Genomic DNA, 21318 nt, shown 5'->3' with positions numbered 1-21318 from the left:
CGCCGGTGGTTCGGAAACCACCGGCGCACGGCCTTTCTCCCCCTCATTCCACCAGCGCGTTCAATGACGGGCGGTCGAGACGCGCTGGAGGCCGTAGAGCACCAGTACGGCGCTGAGCAGGATGAGGTTCTTGATGACGAACTCACCCTCAGTGGTCAACATGAGGGGGTTGTCATCCTGGAAGGTGACGTTCGGCTGCGTGACCAGGGCCAGGAACGTGCCGACGAGGTGCGCGAAGAGCAGCGGCAGGACGATCCGCAGCCCACGCCCGAACAGCAACGCGGCGCCGAGCAGCACCTCGACGAGCCCGAGGAACGGCACGAACCAGGCCCCGGACACGCCAGGGAGCCAGTCGACGGTCCTGGCGACGAAGTCCCCGACGGGTGTGTCGTTGGTGACCTTGAGCGCGCCGAACCACAGGAAGGTGATCGCGAGGGTGACGCGCAGTGCGGTGGCGCCGGGCGGCGCGGACGAACGAGTCCTCGACGCGCTGGGTGAGTCCGACCGGTTCCTTGGGCTCGATCAGGACTTGTTGCGTGGTGGTCATTGTGGCTTCCCCCTGTTTCGGTGACGCCACAAATGTTGTCTGGTCTGCCTGGTGCCCGCGTCCCTCATGGAGCGGCTTCCGACCAGCCCCACCGGACGTAGACCAACCCGCCGCCGTACTCCCCAGGGGTGACGCCCGGGTCGTCAGCCGTTCAGTGCTCGCTTGAGGATCTTGCCCATCTCGTTGCGGGGCAAGGACTCCATGAACCGCACCACCCTGGGGCGCTTGTGCGGGGCCAGGAGGCGTGCCACGTGGTCGGCCAGTTCCGCCGGGTCCGGCGCCTCGCCGGACGGGACCACCCACGCGACGATCCGTTCGCCCAGGTCCTCGTCCGGTTCACCGGTCACCGCCACCTCCGCGACCGAAGGGTGTTCCAGCAGCGCGTTCTCGATCTCCCCCGCGCCGATCTTGTAGCCGCCGCTCTTGATCAGGTCCGTGGCCCGGCGGCCGACGATGCGCACGTACCCGTCCTGGTCGCGGACCGCCATGTCACCCGTGCGGAACCAGCCGTCACGCAGCACGGCGTCCGTCGCATCCTGGCGGTTCAGGTATCCCAGGAAGAGGTTCTCGCCCCGGACCTCGATCTCGCCCACCGTCTCGCCGTCCTGGGCCGCCAGCACCTCGCCCGCGTCGTCGACCAGGCGGAGCGACACCCCCGGCAGCGGCGGGCCGACCGCGCCCGGCCTGCGGTCGCCCGACGCGCGGACGCTGCAGTTCATCAGCGTCTCCGTCATGCCGTAGCGCTCGACGACCCGCTGCCCGGTGGTCGCGGCCAGCCGTTCGTGGTCGGTCGCGGGCAGGGCCGCCGAGCCGGACACCAGCAGCCGCGCGCCGCCGATGGCCCGCGCCAGCGCCGGGTCGGCCTCGCAGTCCAGCGCCAGCCGGTGGTACATGGTCGGGACGCCGAACATCATCGTCGCCTCGCCGGCCAGCTCGGCCGCCGCGGCCCGCGACGAGAAGCGGCCAAGGTGGTGCAGCGTGCCACCGCGGCGCAGCACGCCGACCACGCCGACGATCAGCCCGTGCACGTGGAACAGCGGCAGCCCGTGCACCAGCACGTCCTCGCCGGTCCACTCCCACACCTCCGCCAGCGCGTCCAGGTTCGACGTCACCGCGCGGCGGGGCAGCACCACGCCCTTCGGCGGGCCCGTCGTGCCGGAGGTGTACACCACGAACGCCGGCGTCTCCTGCGACGGCGCCACCGAGGGCACGGGCGTCGCGTCGCTGGGCGTGAGCGGGATCGGCAGCCTCGGCAGGGCGGCCAGCCCCGGCGGCAGTTCCGCGTCCGACGCGGCCAGCAGCAGGTCGGGGCTGCTGTCGGTGAGGATGTGGGTCAGCTCCCGCTCGCCGACCTTGGGGTTGACCGGCACCACCGGCACCCCTGCGACCAGCGCGCCGACCACCGCGACGCACGTGTCCATCGTGTTGGTCGCCCACACCGCCACACGCGTGCGGCCACGCAGGTCGTCCGCGAGCCGCGCCGCCAGCAGCGACAGCTCGCCGTAGGTGAGCGTGTGCTCGCCGAAGCGCAGCGCCTCTCGGTCGTTGCCGGTCACCAGGTGCGGGAACATGCGGCGATCATGCCCGCGACGTCTCCTGGGCGACAACCCGCCCAGGGGTCCAAACCCGTACCCTCACTGGGGTTCCCAGGGCTAGCGTGATGTCATGGTGGTCCTGACCCTCGTCGTCGCGTTCGTGAACCTCGTCCTGCTCGGCGCGGTCTTCGGCGTCTTCTTCACGTATTCGAACTCGATCGTGCCCGGGCTCGACCGGATCGACGCCGAGCGGGCCGTCGCGGCGATGCGCGGCATCAACGTCGCGATCATCAACCCGCGCTTCCTCGCGACGTTCATCCTCCCGCTGGTCACGTCCGCGGCGACCGGATTCCTGTTGCTGGGCCTGGACGAGACGACGCCCGCGCTGCTGTACTTCGCCGCCGCGGTGCTCTACCTGATTGGCTGCCACGTCATCACCGGCGTGGTCAACGTGCCGCTGAACAACGCGCTGGAGAACAGCACCTCCACCGACTGGGCGCGGCGCTGGGCCGACTTCTCGCCGCGCTGGCGGCGGTGGAACACCGTGCGCACGGTGTCGAGCATGCTCGCGCTCGTGCTGTGCGGCATCGGCCTGTACCTGTGGGGTGACTAGTCCCAGCGGACCGGCAGGGTCGGCGGCCTGCGGAACACCAGGCCCGACGGGGTGACGGGCGCCGCAAGACGCAGGCGCGGCAGGCGGTCCATCAGCGCCGTCATCGCGATCTCCGCCTCCACCCGCGCGAGGCGGGCGCCGAGGCAGAAGTGCGGGCCGAGCGCGAAAGCCAGGTTCGTCCTGGCGTTGGTGCGCCGGAGGTCGAACGTGTCCGGGTCGGGGAACACCGCCGGGTCGCGGTTGGCGCCCGCGATCGACACCCGCACCAGGTCGCCCTTGGCGATGCGGGTGCCCGCGAGCGTCACGTCGCGGGTGGCGTAGCGGTCGACCACCGACGCGGCGGGCTCGACACGCATCGACTCCTCGATCGCGTTCGGGAGCAGGGTGCGGTCGGCGCGGACCTCGGCCAGGGCCGCCGGATGCGACAGCAGGTGCAGCACCAGGTTCGCGATCATGCCCTCGGTCGTGTCGATGCCGCCGAACATCAGGACCGCCGCGTTCGCCACGACCTCCGCCGGCTCGAGGGCGATGCCGGTCAGCAGCGAGTCCGCCGCCGGGTCGGCGAGCGTGCGGTGCACGTGCGCCCCCAGCTCGCGGAACGCCGCCGCGCCCGCCTCGGTCGGCGGGCCACCCGCCGTCACGGCCGAGACCGACTCGACGAGCGCCGCGTACCAGGTGCGGACCGCGTCGCCGTCGACGCCGGTCAGGCCAAGTGCGTCGGCGAGAACGGCAAGCGCCAGCGGGCCCGCGAAGTCCGCGCGCAGCTCCGCCCTGCCCCGTGGCAGCAGCGTGTCGATCAGGCGCGCTGTCGACCTGGCGACGAGCGCCGCGTAACGATCCCGCACCGGCGCCGGGCGGAACGGTGACACGAACGGGTCACGGTGGCGGGCGTGCGCGGCGCCGTCGAGCGAGAGCATCGACGGGCCGACGACCGTCGCGGTCGAGAATCGGGGATCGTCCACAGTGAACGTCGCCGCGTCGCGCATGACCTGCTGCGCCGGGGCGTAGCCGGTGACGAGCCAGCCGTCGAGCACCGGCACCCACGCCACCGGCGACGAGCCGCGCAGCCGGGCGAGCACCGGGTGCGGGTCGGCGGTCAGCTCGTCGAGCGTGGTCACGCGGCCGAGTCTAGGCACGCGTGCCGACCAGGACCTGAAACGTGTCAATTCCAGGGGTCTTGACCCGTTCACCGGCACTCGGCTACGTTGCCTGAAACGTTTCACGACCCCCGCAGGCGGTGAACGCGTTGACGGCGAAGGTGCCCCCGCTACTCGAGCTGCGCGATGTCCACAAGTCATTCGCCGCGGTGCACGCGTTGCGGGGAGTGTCCCTGGAACTGCACGCCGGTGAGGTGCACGGGCTCGCGGGTGAGAACGGGGCCGGCAAGTCCACGGTGGTCCGGGTGATCGGTGGCGAGCACCGGCCCGACGCGGGCGTGGTGCTCGTCGACGACACACCGGTCGAGTTCTCCGGGCCGCGTGACGCGCAGCGGCACGGCATCGCGGTGATCCACCAGGAACCGACCCAGTTCCCGGACCTCACGGTCGCGGAGAACGTGTTCATGGGCCGCCAGCCGCTGCGCTCCTTCCGCCGTATCGACCGGGCGAGCATGCATGAGAAGGCGGCGGAGCTGTTCTCCTCCCTCGGTGTGCCGATCGAACCGGAGCGCGTCACGCGCGGGCTGTCGATCGCGGACCAGCAGATCATCGAGATCGGCAAGGCGCTGTCCGCCCAGGCGCGGATCATCGTGATGGACGAGCCGACCGCCGCACTGTCCACTGTGGAGACAGAGCGACTGTTCCGGGTGGCGAAGCGGCTGGCCGAGTCCGGCACCGCGCTGCTGTTCATCTCCCACCGGCTGGAGGAGATGTACGAGATCTGCCACCGGGTGACCGTGCTGCGGGACGGATCGTTCGTGACCACCTCCCCCATGGCCGACATCGACCGGGACACGCTGGTGCGCAGCATGGTCGGGCGGTCGGTGGCGCAGCTGTACCCCTCGAAGGAGACGGGAGCGGGCGACCCAGACAGCACAGGGGCGGGCGACGACGCGCTCGTCGTGGCCGGACTGACGCGCGCCGGTGTGTTCGCCGACGTGTCGTTCTCGGTGCGGCGCGGGGAGATCGTGGGGCTCGCCGGGCTGGTCGGGTCCGGCCGGTCGGAGGTGGCGCGGGCGATCTTCGGGGTCGACCCGCTCGACGCCGGGCACGTCTCGGTGGCCGGCAAGCGTTTGCCACTCGGTGATCCGAGGGCCGCGATCCGGGCGGGGGTGGCGATGGTGCCGGAGGACCGGCGGGAGCAGGGACTGATCCTTGACCTGTCGATCGAACGGAACGCCACGCTGCCCCGGCTGAGTGCGGTGTCGCGCTGGGGCCTGGTGAGCAGGGCCAGGGAACGGTCGCTCGCCGCGAAGTGGGCCGACCGGCTCGGCGTGAAGCGGCGGCGGCTGGCCGATCCGGTCGCGACGCTGTCCGGCGGCAACCAGCAGAAGGTCGTGCTGGGCAAGTGGCTCGCGACCGAGCCGGACGTGCTGATCGTGGACGAGCCGACGCGCGGTATCGACATCGGCGCGAAGGTCGAGGTGCACGCGCTGCTGGCGGAGCTGGCGGCGTCCGGGATCGCGGTGCTGATGATCTCCTCGGAGCTGCCGGAAGTACTGGGCATGGCCGATCGCGTGCTGGTGATGCACGAGGGCCGCCTGACGGCGGAGTTGTCCAAGGCGGAGGCCACGGAGGAGACCGTGCTGCATGCCGCGACAGGGGGTGCCGCGTGAGCGGAGCCTGCGGAGCGTTCCGGCGTGGCGGAGCTGGCGAGGTGGCAGCGTGATCAGGCCCTCCGCGCGGGAGTCCGCGTTCGCCGGGCGTGAGCTGGGCATCGTCGTCGCGCTCGTCGCCGTCGTCGTCGCCGCGACCATCGCCCGGCCAAGTTTCCTTTCCGGGCAGGGCATCCACGACCTGTTCCTCAACGCGTCGATCATCGGGTTGCTGGCCATCGGGCAGGCGCTGCTCGTCATCACCCGCAACATCGACCTGTCCGTCGGGTCGGTCATGGGGCTCACCGCCTATCTGTCAGGCCAGCTGTTCCTCATGGACAAGGACCTGCCGGTCTTCGTGGTCGTGCTCGCCGGGATCGCGATGGGCGCGGTGTGCGGCGCGATCAACGGCGCGCTGGTGGCCATCGCCAAGGTGCCCGCGCTCGTGGTCACGCTCGGCACGCTGTACGTGTTCCGCGGCATCGACTACGCGTGGGCGTCCGCCACGAACACCACCCAGATCAACGCCTACCAGATGCCAGAGGGCTTCCTGAACCTCGGCAGCGGCTCGTTCCTCGGCATCCCGAACCTCACCCTGATCACCCTGGTCGTGCTCGGCATCGCCGCCTACGCACTGCACAACTTCCGCGCAGGCCGCGAGCTGTACGCGATCGGGTCAAACCCGGACGCCGCGCGCCTCGCAGGCATCCCGACCGGGCGGCGGGTGTTCTCCGCGTTCGTGATCTCCGGCGGGCTGGTCGGGCTCGGCGGGGTCATGCACGCCGCGTACTTCGGCACCATCAACGCCTCCGTCGGCACCGGCAGGGAGCTGGCCGTGGTCGCCGCGGTCGTGGTCGGCGGGGTCGCGATCTTCGGTGGCAGCGGGACGGTGGTCGGGGCGGTACTCGGGGCGCTGCTGCTCACCACGATCACCAGCGCGCTGCCGATCCTCGGGGTGCCCGCGTTCTGGCAGCGCGCGGTCGACGGTGCCGCGCTGCTCGTCGCCATCTCGCTCGACCGGGCGTTCATGGTGCGCCTCGCGGAACGATTGCGGGCCGAGAGGGCGGTGCGACGTGCTGGATAGGCTACTGCGCTGGGAAACCGTGCTCCTCGTCCTCTGCGTCGGGGTGTTCGCGGTGGGCTCGGCGAGCGACGGTTTCGCCGAACAGAGCAACATCGCCTTCCTGCTGCTGGACTACAGCGAGGTCGCGCTGCTCGCGTTCGCGCTGCTGCCGATCGTGCTGACCGGTGAGATCGACCTGTCCGTCGCGTCCACGCTGGGGTTCTGCTCCGCGCTGACCGGCACGCTGTGGGACTCGGGGCTGGGGTTCGAGACGATCGTGCCGTTGGTGATCCTCGCCGGGGTGGCGCTCGGGTCTCTAAACGCGGTGCTGGTCGTGCGGTTCGGGCTGCCGTCGCTGGCGGTCACCATCGGCACGCTCGGCCTGTACCGCGGCCTGGCGTACGTGCTGCTCGGCGACCGTGCGGTGACCGGGTTCCCGGAGAACTACCGTCCTTTCGCGACGGACTCGATCGCGGGCACCTTCGTGCCGTACGCGACGGTGCTGGTGCTCTTCGTCGGTGCCGTGACCGCGGTCTTCGTCCACAAGACCACCGTCGGCCGTTCGCTGTACGCGATCGGGCTCGGTGCGCAGACCGCGCGGTTCTCGGGGATCCGGGTCGACCGCGTCAAGTTCTCGCTTTACCTGCTGTCGGGCGGGCTGGCGGCGGTCGCGTCGCTGATCTACACGCTCCGCTACAACAGCGCCCGTGCCGACAACGCCAACGGCATGGAGCTGGTCGCGGTCGCCGCCGTGTTGCTCGGCGGCGTGTCGATCTTCGGCGGCCGCGGCACCGTGCTCGGGGTCGCGACCGCGCTGCTGGCCATGGCGGGCCTGCGCAACGTGTTGTTCCTCGACGATGTCAGCAACGAGATCCAGAACGTCATCACGGGACTGCTACTGATCCTCTCGGTGCTGGTCCCGGTCGTGTTCAAACCGAGGAGGACCAAAGATGCTCCGCTCGAACCGTCTGTTGTGGACACTGAGCGCAGGCCTGGCACTGACGCTGGTGGCGAGTTGCGGCGGGACCACCAAGGGGTCTGACGAGGCCGAGGGTGACGGTGGCACCGCGACAGAACGCGAGGCCGACCCGAACGCGCAGATCAAGGAAGGCCTGAAGATCACCTTCCTGCCCAAGGAGATCGACAACCCGTACGAGGTGCTGGTCGACGAGGGCGGCGTCGACGCGGTGAAGGAGCTGAAGGGCGAGGGCAAGGAGGTCGGCCCGTCCGACGCGTCCGCGTCATCGCAGGTGTCCTACATCAACACGCTGATCCAGCAGCGGCAGGACGCGATCGTCATCGCCGCGAACGACCCGAACGCGGTCGCACCCGCGCTGAAGGACGCGATGAGCAAGGGCATCGCGGTCGTCACGTACGACTCCGACGCGGCACCCGACGCGCGGCAGATCTTCGTCAACCAGGCCGACTCCGAGGAGATCGGGCGGTCGCAGGTGAAGCTGATGTCCGACCAGATCGGCGGCAGCGGCAAGATCGCGATCCTGTCGGCCACCCCGAACGCGACGAACCAGAACACCTGGATCGAGTTCATGAAGGACGAGCTGACCAAGCCCGAGTACGGCAAGATCGAGCTGGTCAAGATCGCCTACGGGGACGACGACGACCAGAAGTCCTTCCAGGAGGCGCAGGGCCTGCTGCAGTCCATTCCGGACCTGAAGGGGATCATCTCCCCCACCACGGTCGGCATCTCCGCCGCCGCGCGTTACATCTCGTCCTCGCCGTACAAGGGCAAGGTGAAGCTGACCGGACTGGGCACGCCGAACCAGATGCGCCAGTTCGTCAAGGACGGCACGGTGACCGAGTTCGCGCTGTGGAACCCGGTGGAGCTGGGCTACCTGGCAGGCTACGCGGCCGCGGCACTCGCGTCCGGGCAGATCAGCGGCAAGGAAGGCGAGACGCTCAAGGCAGGCAAGCTGGGTGAGCGGACGATCGGCAAGAACGGCGAGATCATCCTCGGCCCGCCGAGCAACTTCAACGCCGACAACATCGATGACTTCGACTTCTGACCGTCCCGTCAGGGGCGGAGCACCAAGCCCGCTCCACGGTGCCAATGCCCCGAAAGACGCTTTCAGGACGTTGAGCGCCCCGAAAGCGTCTTTCGGGGCACCGCGTCCGTCCAGACCACGACAGTGGTTCGGTGGCGGCGGCGGGCCTCCGAGGGCAGGCGCCAGCCTGCCCGTGATTTGCCTGAACCAGGGCGGCGGAGGCTCGCGGGTCAAGGGTGGCGAAGCCATCCGGCGAAGCCGGACGCCGAAGGCGCCCTTGACGCGTGAGGGGCCGCCCGTACAATCCGCCGCCGCCACCGAACACCAACACTCGGGAAGCACCCGGTGCAGCCACCGGGGACGGCCGCGGCCCCCCGAAATCCAGCCTAGCGGCGACCACCGACAAAACCGCCGCAGCCATCCACAGGCAGGAGCCGAGGTGCGCTGATGCGGCGAATCTGCTTTCTCCTCAAGGTAAAGGCCGAACGTGCCGAAGAATACAAGCGGCGGCATGAGGAAGTCTGGGCGGACATGCTGGCGGCGCTGCGGGAAACCGGCTGGCGGAACTACTCGCTGTTCCTCCGGCCGGACGGGTTGCTCGTCGGGTACTTCGAGACCGACGACCTCGACGCGGCGCTCGCCGGCATGGCGGGGCGCGAGGTGAACACCCGGTGGCAGACCGAGATGGCGCCGTTCTTCGAAGGGCTCGACGGTGGCGCGCCCGACGAAGGAATCACGCCGCTCACCGAGGTCTTCCACCTCGACTAGGAGAACCGATGATCGACCAGTCAGCCGTCAAGGCGGCGCTCCGTGTCCAGCACATCGAGACCCCTTCGTGGGCGTACGGGAACTCCGGCACCCGCTTCAAGGTCTTCGCGCAGGAGGGGGTGCCGCGCGACGCGTACGAGAAGGTGGACGACGCGGCGACCGTGCACCGGTTCACGGGCGTCGCGCCGACGGTGGCGCTGCACATCCCGTGGGACCGGGTCGACGACTTCGGCGACCTCGCGAAGCACGCGAAGGAGCAGGGCGTCGGGCTGGGTGCGATCAACCCCAACGTGTTCCAGGAGGACGACTACCGGCTCGGCAGCGTCTGCAACCCGGACGATGCCGTGCGCCGCAAGGCCCTCGACCACCTCCTGGAATGCGTCGAGATCATGAACGTGACGGGCTCGCGGGACCTGTCGCTGTGGTTCGCCGACGGCACCAACTATCCGGGCCAGGACTCGATCCGCGCCCGGCAGGAGCGGCTGTCCGACGCACTGTCCACAGTGAACGACCGGCTGTCCGGCGACCAGCGGATGCTCCTGGAGTACAAGCTGTTCGAGCCCGCGTTCTACACGATGGACGTGCCGGACTGGGGCACGAGCTACGCGCACTGCGTCGACCTCGGGCCCCGGGCGAAGGTGCTCGTCGACACCGGGCACCACGCGCCTGGCACGAACATCGAGTTCATCGTCTCGTTCCTGCTGCACAGGGACAAGCTCGGCGGGTTCCACTTCAACTCGCGGTTCTACGCCGACGACGACCTGATGGTCGGCGCGGCCGACCCGTACCAGCTGTTCCGGATCATGGTGGAGATCGTGCTCGGCGGCGGGCTGGACGCGAGCGCGGGCGTCGCGTTCATGCTCGACCAGTGCCACAACATCGAGCCGAAGATCCCCGCGCTGATCCGGTCGGTACTCAACGTGCAGGAGGCGACCGCCAAGGCGCTGCTCGTCGACCAGGACGCACTCCGTGCCGCACAACAGAACGGGGACGTGCTCGAGGCGAACGCCGCGCTGACCGACGCGTTCGCCACCGACGTGCGGCCGCTCCTGGCCGAACTGCGGGAGGACATGGGCATCGATCCCGACCCGCTCGGCGCGTACCGCCGGTCGGGCCACTTCGACAAGATCCGCGACGCACGCAAGGACGGTGCCGCGGCCGGATGGGGAGCATGAGATGAGACGTCTGGGTGTCCTGCTCGCGGTACTGCTCATGGCCGGGTCCACTGTCGTGGCGGCTGAACCGGCCGAGGGGCCCTCGGCCGGGTTCCTGCGGGACACCCAGCTCGACGCGACCGCGCTGTACTTCGTGTCCTACGACGGCCTCGTCAACAACGAGTCGTTCCAGCAGGACGCGATCCTCACGCACGGCGGGTACCAGTACGCGGCGTGGTACACGGCCGACCGCAGCGCGGTCGTGGCCCGCAGGCAGACCGGGTCGACGACCTGGTCCAAGGTCGTGCTCCCCCACAAGCTGTCGGCCAACGACTCGCACAACGTGATCTCACTGGGCATCTCGCCCCGCGACGGCCGCCTGCACGTCGCGATGGACACCCACAACACGCCGGTGTTCTACGTGAAGTCGGTGGCGGGCGCCGTGGACCGTCCACAGTGGTCGATCAGTGACTTCGGCGCGGTACAGAGGACGCTCGACGGCGCCGACCTCGGCGGGATCAGCTACCCGCGGTTCGTGGTGACGCCCGACCAGAAGCTCCAGTTCAGTTTCCGCACGGGCGGGTCCGGCAACGGCACCAATGAGCTGGCCGAGTACGACGGGACCTGGCGCAAGCTCGGCAGGTGGACCTCGGCGACCGGCAGCTACACCGGGCCCAACGGCGTCGTCAGCACGACCCGCAACATGTACCTGCACGGCCTCACCTACGGCCCCGGCGGCCGCCTGCACGCGGCGTTCACGTGGCGCGAGGGCAACGCCGGGGTGCTGTGCGCGGCTGGCGGCCTGACCAACCACGACACGGGCTACGTCTACAGCGACGACCAGGGCCGCACCTGGCGGCGGAACAACGGCACGGCCGTCACCACCCCGGTCGCCGTCGACCCGAGCCTCGTCGTCGATCCCCTCGACCCGAACCACGGTCTGATGAACCAGGAGAGCCAGGCCATCGACTCGACGGGCACGCCGCACATCGTCATCAGCTACGTGCCCGGCCGGTTCACCCAGTGCGTCACCAGCTACGCCGAGGACCGGACCCGGTGGGGCCGCACGTTCCACGTCACCAGGAACGCGAACGGCACGTGGACCAAGCGCGAGGTGCCGGTGCCGCCGAACGCCACCGGCCGCAGCCAGATCGTGTTCGACGGGGAGGACAACGCCTACCTCGTGATGCCGTACGGTCGGATCGTGGCCGCGTCCAGGGCGAGCGGCTGGACGGACTGGACCGTGCTGTTCGACCGGCCGGGCATGAACGTGTTCGGCGAGGTGAACGTCGACCTCGCCGGCGGTGTGCTTTCCGTGCTGTACCAACAACGTTCGACCGGCACCACGCCGTCGCCGATCCGTGTCGCGGACTTCCGGATCGGCTGAGGAGGTAGGCATGACCGACAAGAGGCGGCCGAGGATCGGCCTGATCGCGGGCGGGCTCGGCGCGTACTGGCCACAGTTCCCTGACCTGCTGCCGACGCTGCGGGAGTCGTCGCGGTACGTCAGTGAGCGGATCAAGGGTTACGACGCCGACATCGTGGACGTCGGGTTCATCTCCGACGCGCAGGAGGGCGCGCGGGCCGCGGAGAAGCTGCGCGAGGCGGGCTGCGACCTGATCGTCGGGTTCCTCACCACGTACCTGACCGCGACCATGCTGATGCCGGTGGCGCAGCGCAGTGGCGCGCCGGTGCTGCTGATCAACCTGCAACCCACCGAGTCCATGGACCACGCCACGTTCGACACCGGGCAGTGGCTCGCCTACTGCGGCGCGTGCCCGCTGCCGGAGATGGCGAACGCGTTCACCCGCGCGGGGATCGACTTCCGCAGTGTGTCCGGGTACCTGCGTGACGAGCGGGCCTGGGCGAAGATCGGCGCCTGGGTCCGGGCCGCCGGTGTGCGCAAGGTGCTGCGGCACGGCAGGCACGGGCTGATGGGCCACCTCTATCCGGGCATGTACGACGTGTCCACCGACCTCGCGATGGTGAACGCGCACTTCGGCGGGCACGTCGAGGTGCTGGAGTTCGACGACCTGCGGGTGCGCGTCGAGGACGTCACCGAGTCCGAAGTGGACGCACGGGTCGCGGAGGCTGGCGAGATCTTCGAGGTGACCGAGTCGGTCGATCAGGAGGACTTCGCCTGGGGCGCCAAGGTTTCCGTCGGCCTTGACCGGCTGGTGGCCGACTTCGACCTCGACAGCCTCGCCTACTACCACCGCGGCCTGAACGGCGAGCAGCACGAACGCCTCGGCGCGGGCATGATCCTCGGCGCGAGCCTGCTGACCGCTCGCGGCGTCCCGGCGGCCGGTGAGTACGAGCTGCGCACGAGCCTCGCCATGCTGATCATGGACGTGCTCGGCGCCGGCGGGTCGTTCACCGAGTTCCAGGCGCTCGACTTCACCCGCGGGCACGTGGAGATGGGCCACGACGGGCCCGCCCACCTGGCGATCTCGGCGAAGAAGCCGCTGCTGCGCGGCCTCGGCGTTTTCCACGGCAAGCGTGGCTGGGGGGTGTCGGTCGAGTTCGACGTGGCCACCGGGCCGGTGACGCTGCTGGGTGTCGGCCAGACCCGCGACGGCAAGTACACGCTGGTCGCCGCCGAGGGCGTGATCGCCGACGGGCCGCACCTGGCGATCGGCAACACGACGAGCCGCGTCGACTTCGGACGCGACCCCGGCGAGTGGACCGACGACTGGTCCGCGAGCGGTGTCGGCCACCACTGGGCGCTCGGCACCGGGCACCGGCTGGCCGAGCTGAAGGCGGTCGCGAGCCTCCTCGGCGTGGAGCTGATCACGGTAGCGTGAGGCGGTGACGCGCCTCATCATCGACACCGACCCCGGCATCGACGACGCGATCGCGTTGTTCCTCGCGCTCGCCTCCCCCGAACTGGACGTCGCGGGACTGACGACCGTGTTCGGCAACGTGACCACCGAGGTGGCGACGCGGAACGCGTTGACACTGCTGGACATCGCGGGACGCGCCGACATCCCGGTGGCACCCGGTGCCGCCGCACCGCTCGCGATGAACTACCTGGGTGCGATCCCGCACATCCACGGCGAGGACGGGCTGGGCGACGGCGGCGAGCTGGCCCAGCCGTCCCGCCGGGCCGTCGACGTGAGCGCCGCCGAGTTCCTGTGCCGGGAGGCGGCAGGCGCGACGATCCTCGCGGTCGGGCCGCTGACCAACCTCGCGCTGGCGCTGCGGCTGCGCCCCGACCTCGACACGCTGGTCGAGCAGGTGGTCGTGATGGGCGGCAACGCGCTCGGCCCCGGCAACGCGACCCCCGCCGCCGAAGCCAACATGATGAACGACCCGGAGGCGGCGGACGTCGTGTTCGGCGCGCGATGGCCGGTGACGATGGTCGGGCTGGACGTCACGCACCAGGTGGTGCTGCCCGGCCCCGGCATCGATGCGGTGACGACCGGGGACACGCCCGCCGCGCGGCTGCTCCGGCAGGCAATACCGCTGTATCGCGACTTCCTGGCGAAGGTCAACGGTCTCGACGGCATCTACCTGCACGATCCGAGCGCCGTCGCGTACCTCCTCGACCCAGGCCTGTTCCGCACCGAGCGGTGGCCGGTCCGGGTGGAGACACAGGGCATCAGCCGCGGCAAGACGTGGCCCAGCCTCGGCGGCACCGACGACGCGGCGCCCTCGGCGTGGCAGGGCAGGCCGCTCGTGACCGTGTGCGTCGATGTCGACGCGCCCCGGGTGCTCGACCTGATCACCACGCGGCTGAGCTGATGGACTACGGATCTGTCGCCGACGCCGCGTGGCGGTGGGTGCTTTCCCAGGTGCGGTGGGACGGTGAGCTGTCGATCCCCGAGACGCCGGGCGCGGCGGTGAACCCGGCGTACCGGGACGGCGTGCACGGCGTTGGCGGACTCGCCTACGTGCTGGCCGAGATCCGGCTGACGCGGCCGTGGACGGCGGAGGAGGAACGGCTGGCCTCCGGTATCGCCGCACAGGTGAGCGCGGGCGTGCCCCATGGGACGTCGTACAACTTCTTCGACGGGCTGGTCAGCGCGATCGGCGTGCTGACCGCGCTCGGCGCCGACCCGGCGCCCTCGGTGGACCGGCTCCTCACGCTCGCGACGCCGGACGGGTGGCCGCAGACGGGGTTCGACCCGCCCCGGTTCCTGCCAGGCACGCGGGTGACCGACGTGGTGCTGGGCACGGCAGGGGTGCTGCTGGCGGCCGTGTGGGCGGACGCCCGTGAGCTGGGGACGCTCGCGGCGGACGTGCTGCTGGCCGAGGCGGTCGAGGTGCCCGCCGGGCTCGACTGGGCGTATGTTCCGTCGCGTTTCCGCACCGACGAGACCGTGTGGATGCCGAACTTCTCCCACGGCGTCGCGGGGATCTCGGCGGCGCTCGCGGTCGCAGGCGCGCGGTTCGCGCGACCGGAGCTGGTGACGGCCGCGACCCGGGGCGCGGCACACCTGTTGTCCCTCGGCGACGGGTTCGTGGTGCCGCAACGAATTCCGGCCGGCGAGGAGCCGATCGCGCACGGCTGGTGTCACGGCGGGTCGGGCACCTCGCTGCTGTACCTCGCGCTGGACCGGGCCGGGGTGGCGGAGGTCGCCGGCCGTCCGCCGCTGGAGTGGCACCGGCGGAGCCTGCACGGTGTGCGGACCTCCGGGCTGCCCGCACGGCTGCGGCCCGGGTTCTGGGACAACGACGGACGCTGCTGCGGGACCGCCGGGGTCGGGGACATCTTCCTCGACTCGTGGTGCCGCGGCGGCGACCCCGACGACCTGGCCTTCGCGGTGCGACTGGCCGACGCGCTGGTGGAGCGGGCCGTGGTCGACGGGCCGCACGCGTACTGGCGGTTCGTCGAGCACCGGGCCGAGGAGCCACTGCTGCCGCCGGGTATCGGGTGGATGCAAGGGGCGGCCGGGATCGCGGCGTTCCTGTTCCGGATCAGCAGGGTGCTGCAAGGATCGGCCGAGCCCGTGCCCCGCATGGACTCATGGTGGGCTTGCCCCGAGGTGGCCTGACACGCGCTAGCACTACGGCACGCGCCACCTCGGCGAGAGTCCACCTGCCGGTCATTGTGCTGGCGACGCTGGCGAGTGGGAGCGCCATCGCGGCCGCCTACATGGTCTGAGTCAGTTGCGCAGGTTGGCGAGGCCGCGTAGTACGCGGCGCATCAGGTCGACGTCCGGGCGGGCGTCGGTGGTGATCTTGTTGTGGTGCGCGGTGACCAGGCCCAGCCCGGCCATGTCGTCGAGCAGTACGCGGACCACGCCGATCGGCAGCGACAGCAGCGCGCCGATCTCCGCGACCGACTTGGTCTGCCTGCACAGGCGGGCCACCGACTGGTGCTCGCTGCGCATGGTGTGGAACAGCTCATCGGCGCGGGGACCGGTCGAGATCAGCGTCTCGATCTCCAGCCTGCCGCTCGACCGGGTGCGGCCCGCGGTCCACGCGTAGGCACGCACGCTCGCGGCGTTCTGCTCGGCGGGCGGCTGCTCCTCCTCGACCGATACCACCGGTTGCGGGGACCGAGGCGCCCGCCGGGAGTCCGGCGCCCGCTTCCTGGGCCGTCCGGCGCCCATGGTGAGCCCGTTGAGCACGTCGGCGAAGGTCGACTCGGTTCTGTCATCGCCGCTCATGACAGCTCCTCGCGCGGGGACTCACCCCGCGGCCAGTGCGGCACGCAGCTGCGGGGTGAGGATCTGGCCGACCTGGTCCACCAGCACGGTCATCTCGTAGGCCACCTGCGCGATGTCGCAGTCGCGGGCGGCGAGCACCGCAAGGCACGAGCCGTCCCTGATCGACGCCAGCAGCAGGGCGCCGCCCTCCATCTCCACGACCGTACGCACCACCTCGGCCGCCCCGAGCACCTTCGCCGCACCCAGGTTGAGGCTGACGATGCCGGCCGCGATGGCCGACAGCTGACCGGCCCGCTCCTCCGGCAGGCGCACGGACGCCGCGAGCAGCAGACCGTCGACGGACACCACGACGGCGTGCACCGCCCCGGGGGTGTGCTCGACGAAGTTGTTGACCAGCCACCCGAACTGCCCCATCTGCTGCCGGTCGGCCGACTCGTACGTGGCAGTCATGACGTTTCCTCACCTCTGCGCTTCTCACTCTGACGGATGCCCGACTGGAAACCGCTCAGGAAACCGCGTGCCCGTGCGGCATCACGCTTCGCGGTGGTGGACGGCTGCTGCCGCGCGGGCGGGGCGAGCAGCTGTCCCTTCGGCACCCGCTTGGGCAGCCCATCCGGCCCCGCCGCGACCGGCGTGGCAGGCGGCGTGGCCTCCCGCTCTGGACGGCCACCCGGGGTGTCCATCCACGTGAACCGGGGGTCGGGGGCCGGTGCGCTCGCGGCGAACAGGATCGACGCCGGGGTGCTCGCCGACGGCAGGTCCGGCAGCGTCACGGTGATCCCGGCCGACTCGAGCCTGCCCGCCACCGCACCCGTCGGCACGGTCGAGGCGGGTATCGCGGCAGGCACGAGCGCGGACTCGTCTGCGCCGACCAGCCCCGCCGGGACCAGCACCGACGCGCACAGGCCGCCGTCGGCCCGCACGGAGAGGCGCACCCGGATGTCGTGCCGCGCGGTCAGCCTGCCGACCACGAACAGGCCCATCTGCCGGGAGATCGGCACGTCCACGCCGCCCCCGCCCGCGACGCGGTGGTTGGCCTCGCGCAGTTCCGCCTCGCCCATGCCGACGCCGTCGTCGAGCACGTCGATCATCACCGAGCCGTCCCCGCGCAGCCTGCTCTCGATGGCGACCACGGAACCGGGCGGGGAGAACGCGGTCGCGTTCTCGATCAGCTCGGACACCGACCGGATCAGGTCGCCCGCCGCGTAACCGATGACCCGGATGTCCGGCACGGACCGCACGATCGCCCGCTCGTAGTGCTCGACCTCGGAGATCGCCGCGCGCAGCACGTCGGGCAGCGGCACCGGCTCGGTGAACCGGCGCAGCGCACCGGTGCCCGACAGCACCATCAGGTTCTCGTTGTTGCGGCGCATCCGGGTGGCGAGATGGTCGATCTTGAACAGGTTCGCCAGCTGGTCCGGGTCGTCGGTCTTCTGCTCCAGCTGTTCCATCAGCCGCAGCTGCCGTTCGACCAGGCCCTGGCTGCGGCGGGACAGGTTGGTGAAGATGTTGGCGAGGTTGCCGCGCAGCCCAGCCTCCTCGGCCGCCGACCGCATCGCCTGCTCGTGCACCGCGTCGAACGCACGCGCCAGCTGACCGAACTCCTCGGTGGTGCGCAGCGGCACCGGTTCGATCGCGACGTTCTCCCGCTCACCGGCCCGGATACGCGCCACCGCGGCGGGCAGCCCGGTGTGCGCCGCGGCGAGGGCGGCGCGGCGCAGCAACCCGACCGAGCGCAGCAGGTAGCGACCGAGGCCGCCGCCGACGCCCGCGGCGAGCAGCACCATGGTCAGCAGCAGCACCGACTCCAGCCCCGCGCGGTCGCTGATGCTCTCGGCCAGCTCGTTCGAGTCGGCACGCAGGCCGGCCGCGGCCAGCTGCGTGACCTCGGTGAGCTGCCCGACCGTGGTGTCGGACACCGCGTTCCACTGGTCGGCCGTGAACCGGGCCTGTGCGGGCCCCATCGTGCGGGCGGCGTCCACCATCTGCTGGCGCGTGGTCGCGTCCTGGCCGGTGACGGTCGTGTCGTAGCGCTCGCGCAGCGCGGGCGAGGCCACCGAACGGAAGTCGCCGAGCTGGTCCTCGAGCCGCACGCCCGCCTCGATCATCAGCTGCCGCCCGGCGTCGGACAGTGCGTTGTCCCGCAGTGCGAGACTGCCGATCGCCTGCTGCAGCGCGACCTGTTCCCGCACGGCCTGCAGTTCGCCGAGCGCGATCGACGTGTTGGTCAGGTTCTGGTCCGGGAAGCGGCCGACGAGCGAGCGGTCGAACTCGAGCACCGCGCCGGTCACCGCGTTGTAGCCGCTGAGCACCACCAGCCCGTCGGCGTCGGCCGCTCGCTGTCCGCGCGCCGCGACCAGCGAGCCGAGCGCGCCGACCAGCTCGCGGTAGTCCGAGGTGCCCGCGATCCTGGCCTGGTCACTGGAGGTCGCCCCGATCGCGGTGGTCACGTCGGCGATGGCCGCGTCGGTCGCGGCCATCGCGCGTGGCAACCCGGCGCCTGCCCCGACGGCCTCGTTCCGTTCGTGCTGGAGGGCCGACAGCACGCGCACGATCTGCACGCGCGTGGCGGCCACCCGTTCGATGCTCGCGTAGGAGTCGGCGAGGTCGACGTCGGCCCGTACTCGCAGGACACCGAGTACGAGTGCGCCGACGACCGGCACGACGAGCACCACACCGAGCTTGACCAGCAGCGGCCAGTTGCGCCACTGCACGATGGCAGACCACCACATCGTGCTGGATGGGTCCTCGTGGGGCAGGTTCACACGTCGCACCTCTCCCCCGGATTCACTGTTCACGGGCACGCGCCCCCGCCGCCCGACAACAACGCACCAGCCAACATAGGGAAAACGTCACGCTTTGTACAAGCACCTATTACGCCACCGGTCGAGCACGGTGCGTTGCTGAACGCCGATCACTTTCGTACTGACGAGTGTTTCGGTTACTTTCGAACATGGGCTTGACCCGCTGGTTACGCTTTCGATCGCCGCCTCCTCGGGCGCTTTGCCTTGCCGCGAAGGGAATCCCGCCATGACCCACGCATCCTCCTACACGCGTGTGCCGGAACCGGGAGAATATGTCGCATTCGAACCGGGCGAATACGATTTCCCGGACGCCGCGCACCCCGCCGAGCCCGCCGGTCCACCGGACTTCGCGGCCATCCGCGAACACCCGGACTTCGTGCTCCTACGCCGCCGGATCACCCGGTTCGTGTTCCCGGCGAGCGCGTTGTTCCTGGCCTGGTACCTGACCTACGTACTGCTGGCCGCCTACGCGCCCGGCTTCATGGCGCACCGGGTGACCGGCAGCGTCACGGTCGGGCTGCTGCTCGGGTTGTCCCAGTTCGTCAGCACCGTCGCGATCATGCTCTGGTACGCGCGGTTCGCCAGGAAAAATGTGGATCCGAAGGTCGCGGAGCTACGCAGGGCGGCGGGAGAAACAGATCATGACCGGTGACTCGATGCTGAATATCAGTATATTTATTATCATCGTCGCGGTGACCCTTTACGTGGTGTATCGCGTCAGCAGCAGGAACACCTCGACCGCCGACTACTATGCCGCGGGCGGCACGTTCACCGGCTTCCAGAACGGGGTCGCGTTGTCCGGCGACTACCTTTCCGCCGCGTCATTTCTCGGCGTCGCGGGCGCCATCGCCGTACATGGTTACGACGGCTTTCTCTATTCGATCGGTTTTCTCGTGGCGTGGCTGATCCCGCTGCTGCTGATCGCGGAGCGGTTCCGCAACGTCGGCCGGTACACCATGGGCGACGTGGTCAGCTTCCGCATGCGGCAACGGCCCGTGCGGGCGGCCGCCGCCAACGCCACCCTCGTGATCTCGGCGTTCTACCTGGTCGCGCAGATGGCGGGTGCCGGCGTGCTGGTGTCGCTGCTGCTCGACGTGAAGTCCGGCGGCGGGCAGGCGCTGATCATCACCGGCGTCGGCGCGATCATGATCTTCTATGTGCTGGTCGGCGGCATGAAAGGCACCACCTGGGTGCAGATCATCAAGGCCGGCCTGCTGTTGTTGTGCGTGCTGATGCTGACCGTGTTCCTGCTCGGCAAGTTCGGCTACAGCCTCACCAACCTGCTCGATGGAGCCGCACGCAACAATTCGCTCGGCGACGCGGTGCTGGGACCCGGCGCGAAATACGGGGCGACGGGGACGACCAAGCTGGATTTCGTGTCGCTGTCGATCGCGCTGGTGCTCGGCGCAGGCGCGCTGCCGCACGTGCTGATGCGGTTCTACACCGTGCCGAACGCCTACCAGGCCCGCAGGTCCGTGCTGTCGGCGACGTGGGCGATGGTCCTTTTCTACCTGTGCACGCTGATCATCGGCTACGGCGCGAGCGCGGTCGTCGGCTCGCGCGACATCCTTGCCGCGCCGGGCAAGGAGAACTCGGCGGTGCCGCTGCTCGCGTTCGAGATCGGCGGGCCGGTGCTGCTCGCGATCGTCGCCGCGGTCGCGTTCACCACGATCCTCGCGGTCGTGGCCGGGCTGACGCTGACCGCGTCCGCGTCGTTCGCGCACGACGTGTACGCCAACCTGATCAAGCACGGCCGCCCGGAACCGGGCACGGAGGTACGCGTCGCGCGGATCACCGCGGTCGTCGTCGGCTGTCTGTCGATCGTCGGCGGCTACCTCGCCATCGGGCAGAACGTCGCGGCACTGGTCGCGATCGCGTTCGCGATCGCCGCGTCGGCGAACCTGCCGACCATCCTGTACACGTTGTTCTGGCGACGGTTCAACACCACCGGCTCCCTGTTCTCCATCTACGGCGGTCTCGGCTCGTGCCTACTGCTGATCGTCTTCTCCCCGGTGTTCTCCGGCGGCCCGAACTCACTCATCAAAACCGCGGACTTCCACCTGTTCCCACTGAGCAACCCGGGCCTCGTATCAATCCCACTGTCATTCCTACTCGGCTACCTAGGCACGCGACTGAGCAGGGACCGCGCCAATCCCGAGCGATCCAACGAACTAGAAGTCCGCTCAATAACCGCCATAGGCAAACCCCACTAAACCCCGCGAGTCCACGGCCCAGAACCCGCGAGTCCACGGTCCAGAACCCGCGAGTCCACGGTCCAGAACCCGCGAGTCCACGGTCCAGGACCGACGAGTTGGCGGTCCAGGACCGGTGAGTTGGCGGTCGCGTCGGCCACTGCCAGTTCCGAAACCCCAACTCGGGGGTCCCGAACGGTGGACTCGCGGGTTCTGAACCGAAGACTCGCGGGTTCTGAACCGAGGACTCGCGGTGGTATTGCGTTGTGTTC

General features: G+C 70.1%; 19 protein-coding genes. 13 read left to right on the top strand and 6 right to left on the bottom strand.

The window, feature by feature from the left end:
• Positions 1–60: 60 nt before the first annotated feature.
• Positions 61–447 carry a hypothetical protein gene (locus WBA97_RS16540; protein ID WP_424231711.1) on the bottom strand — a complete coding sequence of 129 codons (387 nt, stop codon included), beginning with the start codon at positions 445–447 and terminating at the stop codon, positions 61–63.
• A gap of 243 nt (positions 448–690) precedes the next feature.
• The gene (locus tag WBA97_RS16535) at positions 691–2118 is read right to left on the bottom strand and encodes an acyl-CoA synthetase (RefSeq protein WP_424231710.1); all 1428 of its coding nucleotides are present in this window, start codon (positions 2116–2118) and stop codon (positions 691–693) included.
• A 94-nt stretch (positions 2119–2212) separates the two neighbouring features.
• Between WBA97_RS16535 and WBA97_RS16530 the strand changes: the two genes are divergently transcribed.
• Complete coding sequence (locus tag WBA97_RS16530; RefSeq protein WP_424231709.1) at positions 2213–2695, top strand: DUF1772 domain-containing protein; 483 nt, start codon at positions 2213–2215, stop codon at positions 2693–2695.
• Here WBA97_RS16530 and WBA97_RS16525 read toward each other — a convergent pair.
• The gene (locus WBA97_RS16525) at positions 2692–3813 is read right to left on the bottom strand and encodes a cytochrome P450 (RefSeq protein WP_424231708.1); all 1122 of its coding nucleotides are present in this window, start codon (positions 3811–3813) and stop codon (positions 2692–2694) included. The two genes, WBA97_RS16530 and WBA97_RS16525, sit on opposite strands and share 4 nt — an antisense overlap.
• Positions 3814–3941: 128 nt before the next feature.
• On the opposite strand from WBA97_RS16525, the gene WBA97_RS16520 reads away from it, so the two are divergent.
• The 10 genes from WBA97_RS16520 to WBA97_RS16475 all read left to right on the top strand — a co-directional run bounded on the left by WBA97_RS16520 (position 3942) and on the right by WBA97_RS16475 (position 15432).
• On the top strand, positions 3942–5468 hold the full coding sequence (locus tag WBA97_RS16520; RefSeq protein WP_424231707.1) for a sugar ABC transporter ATP-binding protein: 1527 nt from the start codon (positions 3942–3944) through the stop codon (positions 5466–5468).
• 49 nt (positions 5469–5517) lie between these two features.
• Positions 5518–6531 carry an ABC transporter permease gene (locus tag WBA97_RS16515; protein ID WP_424231706.1) on the top strand — a complete coding sequence of 338 codons (1014 nt, stop codon included), beginning with the start codon at positions 5518–5520 and terminating at the stop codon, positions 6529–6531.
• On the top strand, positions 6521–7552 hold the full coding sequence (locus WBA97_RS16510; protein ID WP_424231705.1) for an ABC transporter permease: 1032 nt from the start codon (positions 6521–6523) through the stop codon (positions 7550–7552). The genes WBA97_RS16515 and WBA97_RS16510 overlap by 11 nt, the downstream gene beginning before the upstream one ends.
• Entirely contained in the window at positions 7461–8534 is a 1074-nt protein-coding gene (gene rhaS, locus WBA97_RS16505) for a rhamnose ABC transporter substrate-binding protein (protein ID WP_424231704.1), read from the top strand. The genes WBA97_RS16510 and rhaS overlap by 92 nt, the downstream gene beginning before the upstream one ends.
• 426 nt (positions 8535–8960) lie before the next feature.
• A complete protein-coding gene (locus tag WBA97_RS16500; protein ID WP_424231703.1) occupies positions 8961–9281 on the top strand; it encodes an L-rhamnose mutarotase in 321 nt (106 codons plus the stop codon).
• An 8-nt stretch (positions 9282–9289) separates the two neighbouring features.
• Entirely contained in the window at positions 9290–10456 is a 1167-nt protein-coding gene (gene rhaI / locus WBA97_RS16495) for an L-rhamnose isomerase (protein ID WP_424231702.1), read from the top strand.
• A gap of 1 nt (position 10457) precedes the next feature.
• Positions 10458–11822, top strand: a complete 1365-nt coding sequence (locus WBA97_RS16490) for a BNR repeat-containing protein (protein WP_424231701.1) — start codon at positions 10458–10460, stop codon at positions 11820–11822.
• Between the two features lie 10 nt (positions 11823–11832).
• Positions 11833–13239, top strand: a complete 1407-nt coding sequence (locus WBA97_RS16485) for an arabinose isomerase (RefSeq protein ID WP_424231700.1) — start codon at positions 11833–11835, stop codon at positions 13237–13239.
• 4 nt (positions 13240–13243) lie between these two features.
• Complete coding sequence (locus WBA97_RS16480) at positions 13244–14179, top strand: nucleoside hydrolase (protein ID WP_424231699.1); 936 nt, start codon at positions 13244–13246, stop codon at positions 14177–14179.
• On the top strand, positions 14179–15432 hold the full coding sequence (locus WBA97_RS16475; protein WP_424231698.1) for a lanthionine synthetase LanC family protein: 1254 nt from the start codon (positions 14179–14181) through the stop codon (positions 15430–15432). Before WBA97_RS16480 ends, WBA97_RS16475 begins: the two co-directional genes overlap by 1 nt.
• A gap of 111 nt (positions 15433–15543) precedes the next feature.
• On the opposite strand, the gene WBA97_RS16470 is transcribed toward WBA97_RS16475, so the two are convergent.
• Genes WBA97_RS16470 through WBA97_RS16460 form a run of 3 tightly spaced genes read right to left on the bottom strand, consistent with a single transcriptional unit; the run spans position 15544 to position 18815 of the window.
• The gene (locus tag WBA97_RS16470; protein ID WP_424231697.1) at positions 15544–16050 is read right to left on the bottom strand and encodes a DUF742 domain-containing protein; all 507 of its coding nucleotides are present in this window, start codon (positions 16048–16050) and stop codon (positions 15544–15546) included.
• Between the two features lie 21 nt (positions 16051–16071).
• On the bottom strand, positions 16072–16500 hold the full coding sequence (locus WBA97_RS16465) for a roadblock/LC7 domain-containing protein (RefSeq protein ID WP_424231696.1): 429 nt from the start codon (positions 16498–16500) through the stop codon (positions 16072–16074).
• Entirely contained in the window at positions 16497–18815 is a 2319-nt protein-coding gene (locus WBA97_RS16460; protein ID WP_424231695.1) for a nitrate- and nitrite sensing domain-containing protein, read from the bottom strand. The genes WBA97_RS16465 and WBA97_RS16460 overlap by 4 nt, the downstream gene beginning before the upstream one ends.
• A gap of 265 nt (positions 18816–19080) precedes the next feature.
• Here WBA97_RS16460 and WBA97_RS16455 point away from each other — a divergent pair, with 265 nt between their 5' ends.
• Both WBA97_RS16455 and WBA97_RS16450 read left to right on the top strand, forming a co-directional pair.
• On the top strand, positions 19081–19506 hold the full coding sequence (locus WBA97_RS16455) for a DUF485 domain-containing protein (protein ID WP_424231694.1): 426 nt from the start codon (positions 19081–19083) through the stop codon (positions 19504–19506).
• Complete coding sequence (locus tag WBA97_RS16450) at positions 19496–21067, top strand: solute symporter family protein (RefSeq protein WP_424231693.1); 1572 nt, start codon at positions 19496–19498, stop codon at positions 21065–21067. Before WBA97_RS16455 ends, WBA97_RS16450 begins: the two co-directional genes overlap by 11 nt.
• The last annotated feature ends 251 nt before the right edge of the window (positions 21068–21318 follow it).

The organism is Actinophytocola sp. (assembly GCF_049647105.1).
Lineage (GTDB): Bacteria > Actinomycetota > Actinomycetes > Mycobacteriales > Pseudonocardiaceae > Actinophytocola.
This window is presented reverse-complemented; position numbering and strand designations above follow the sequence as displayed.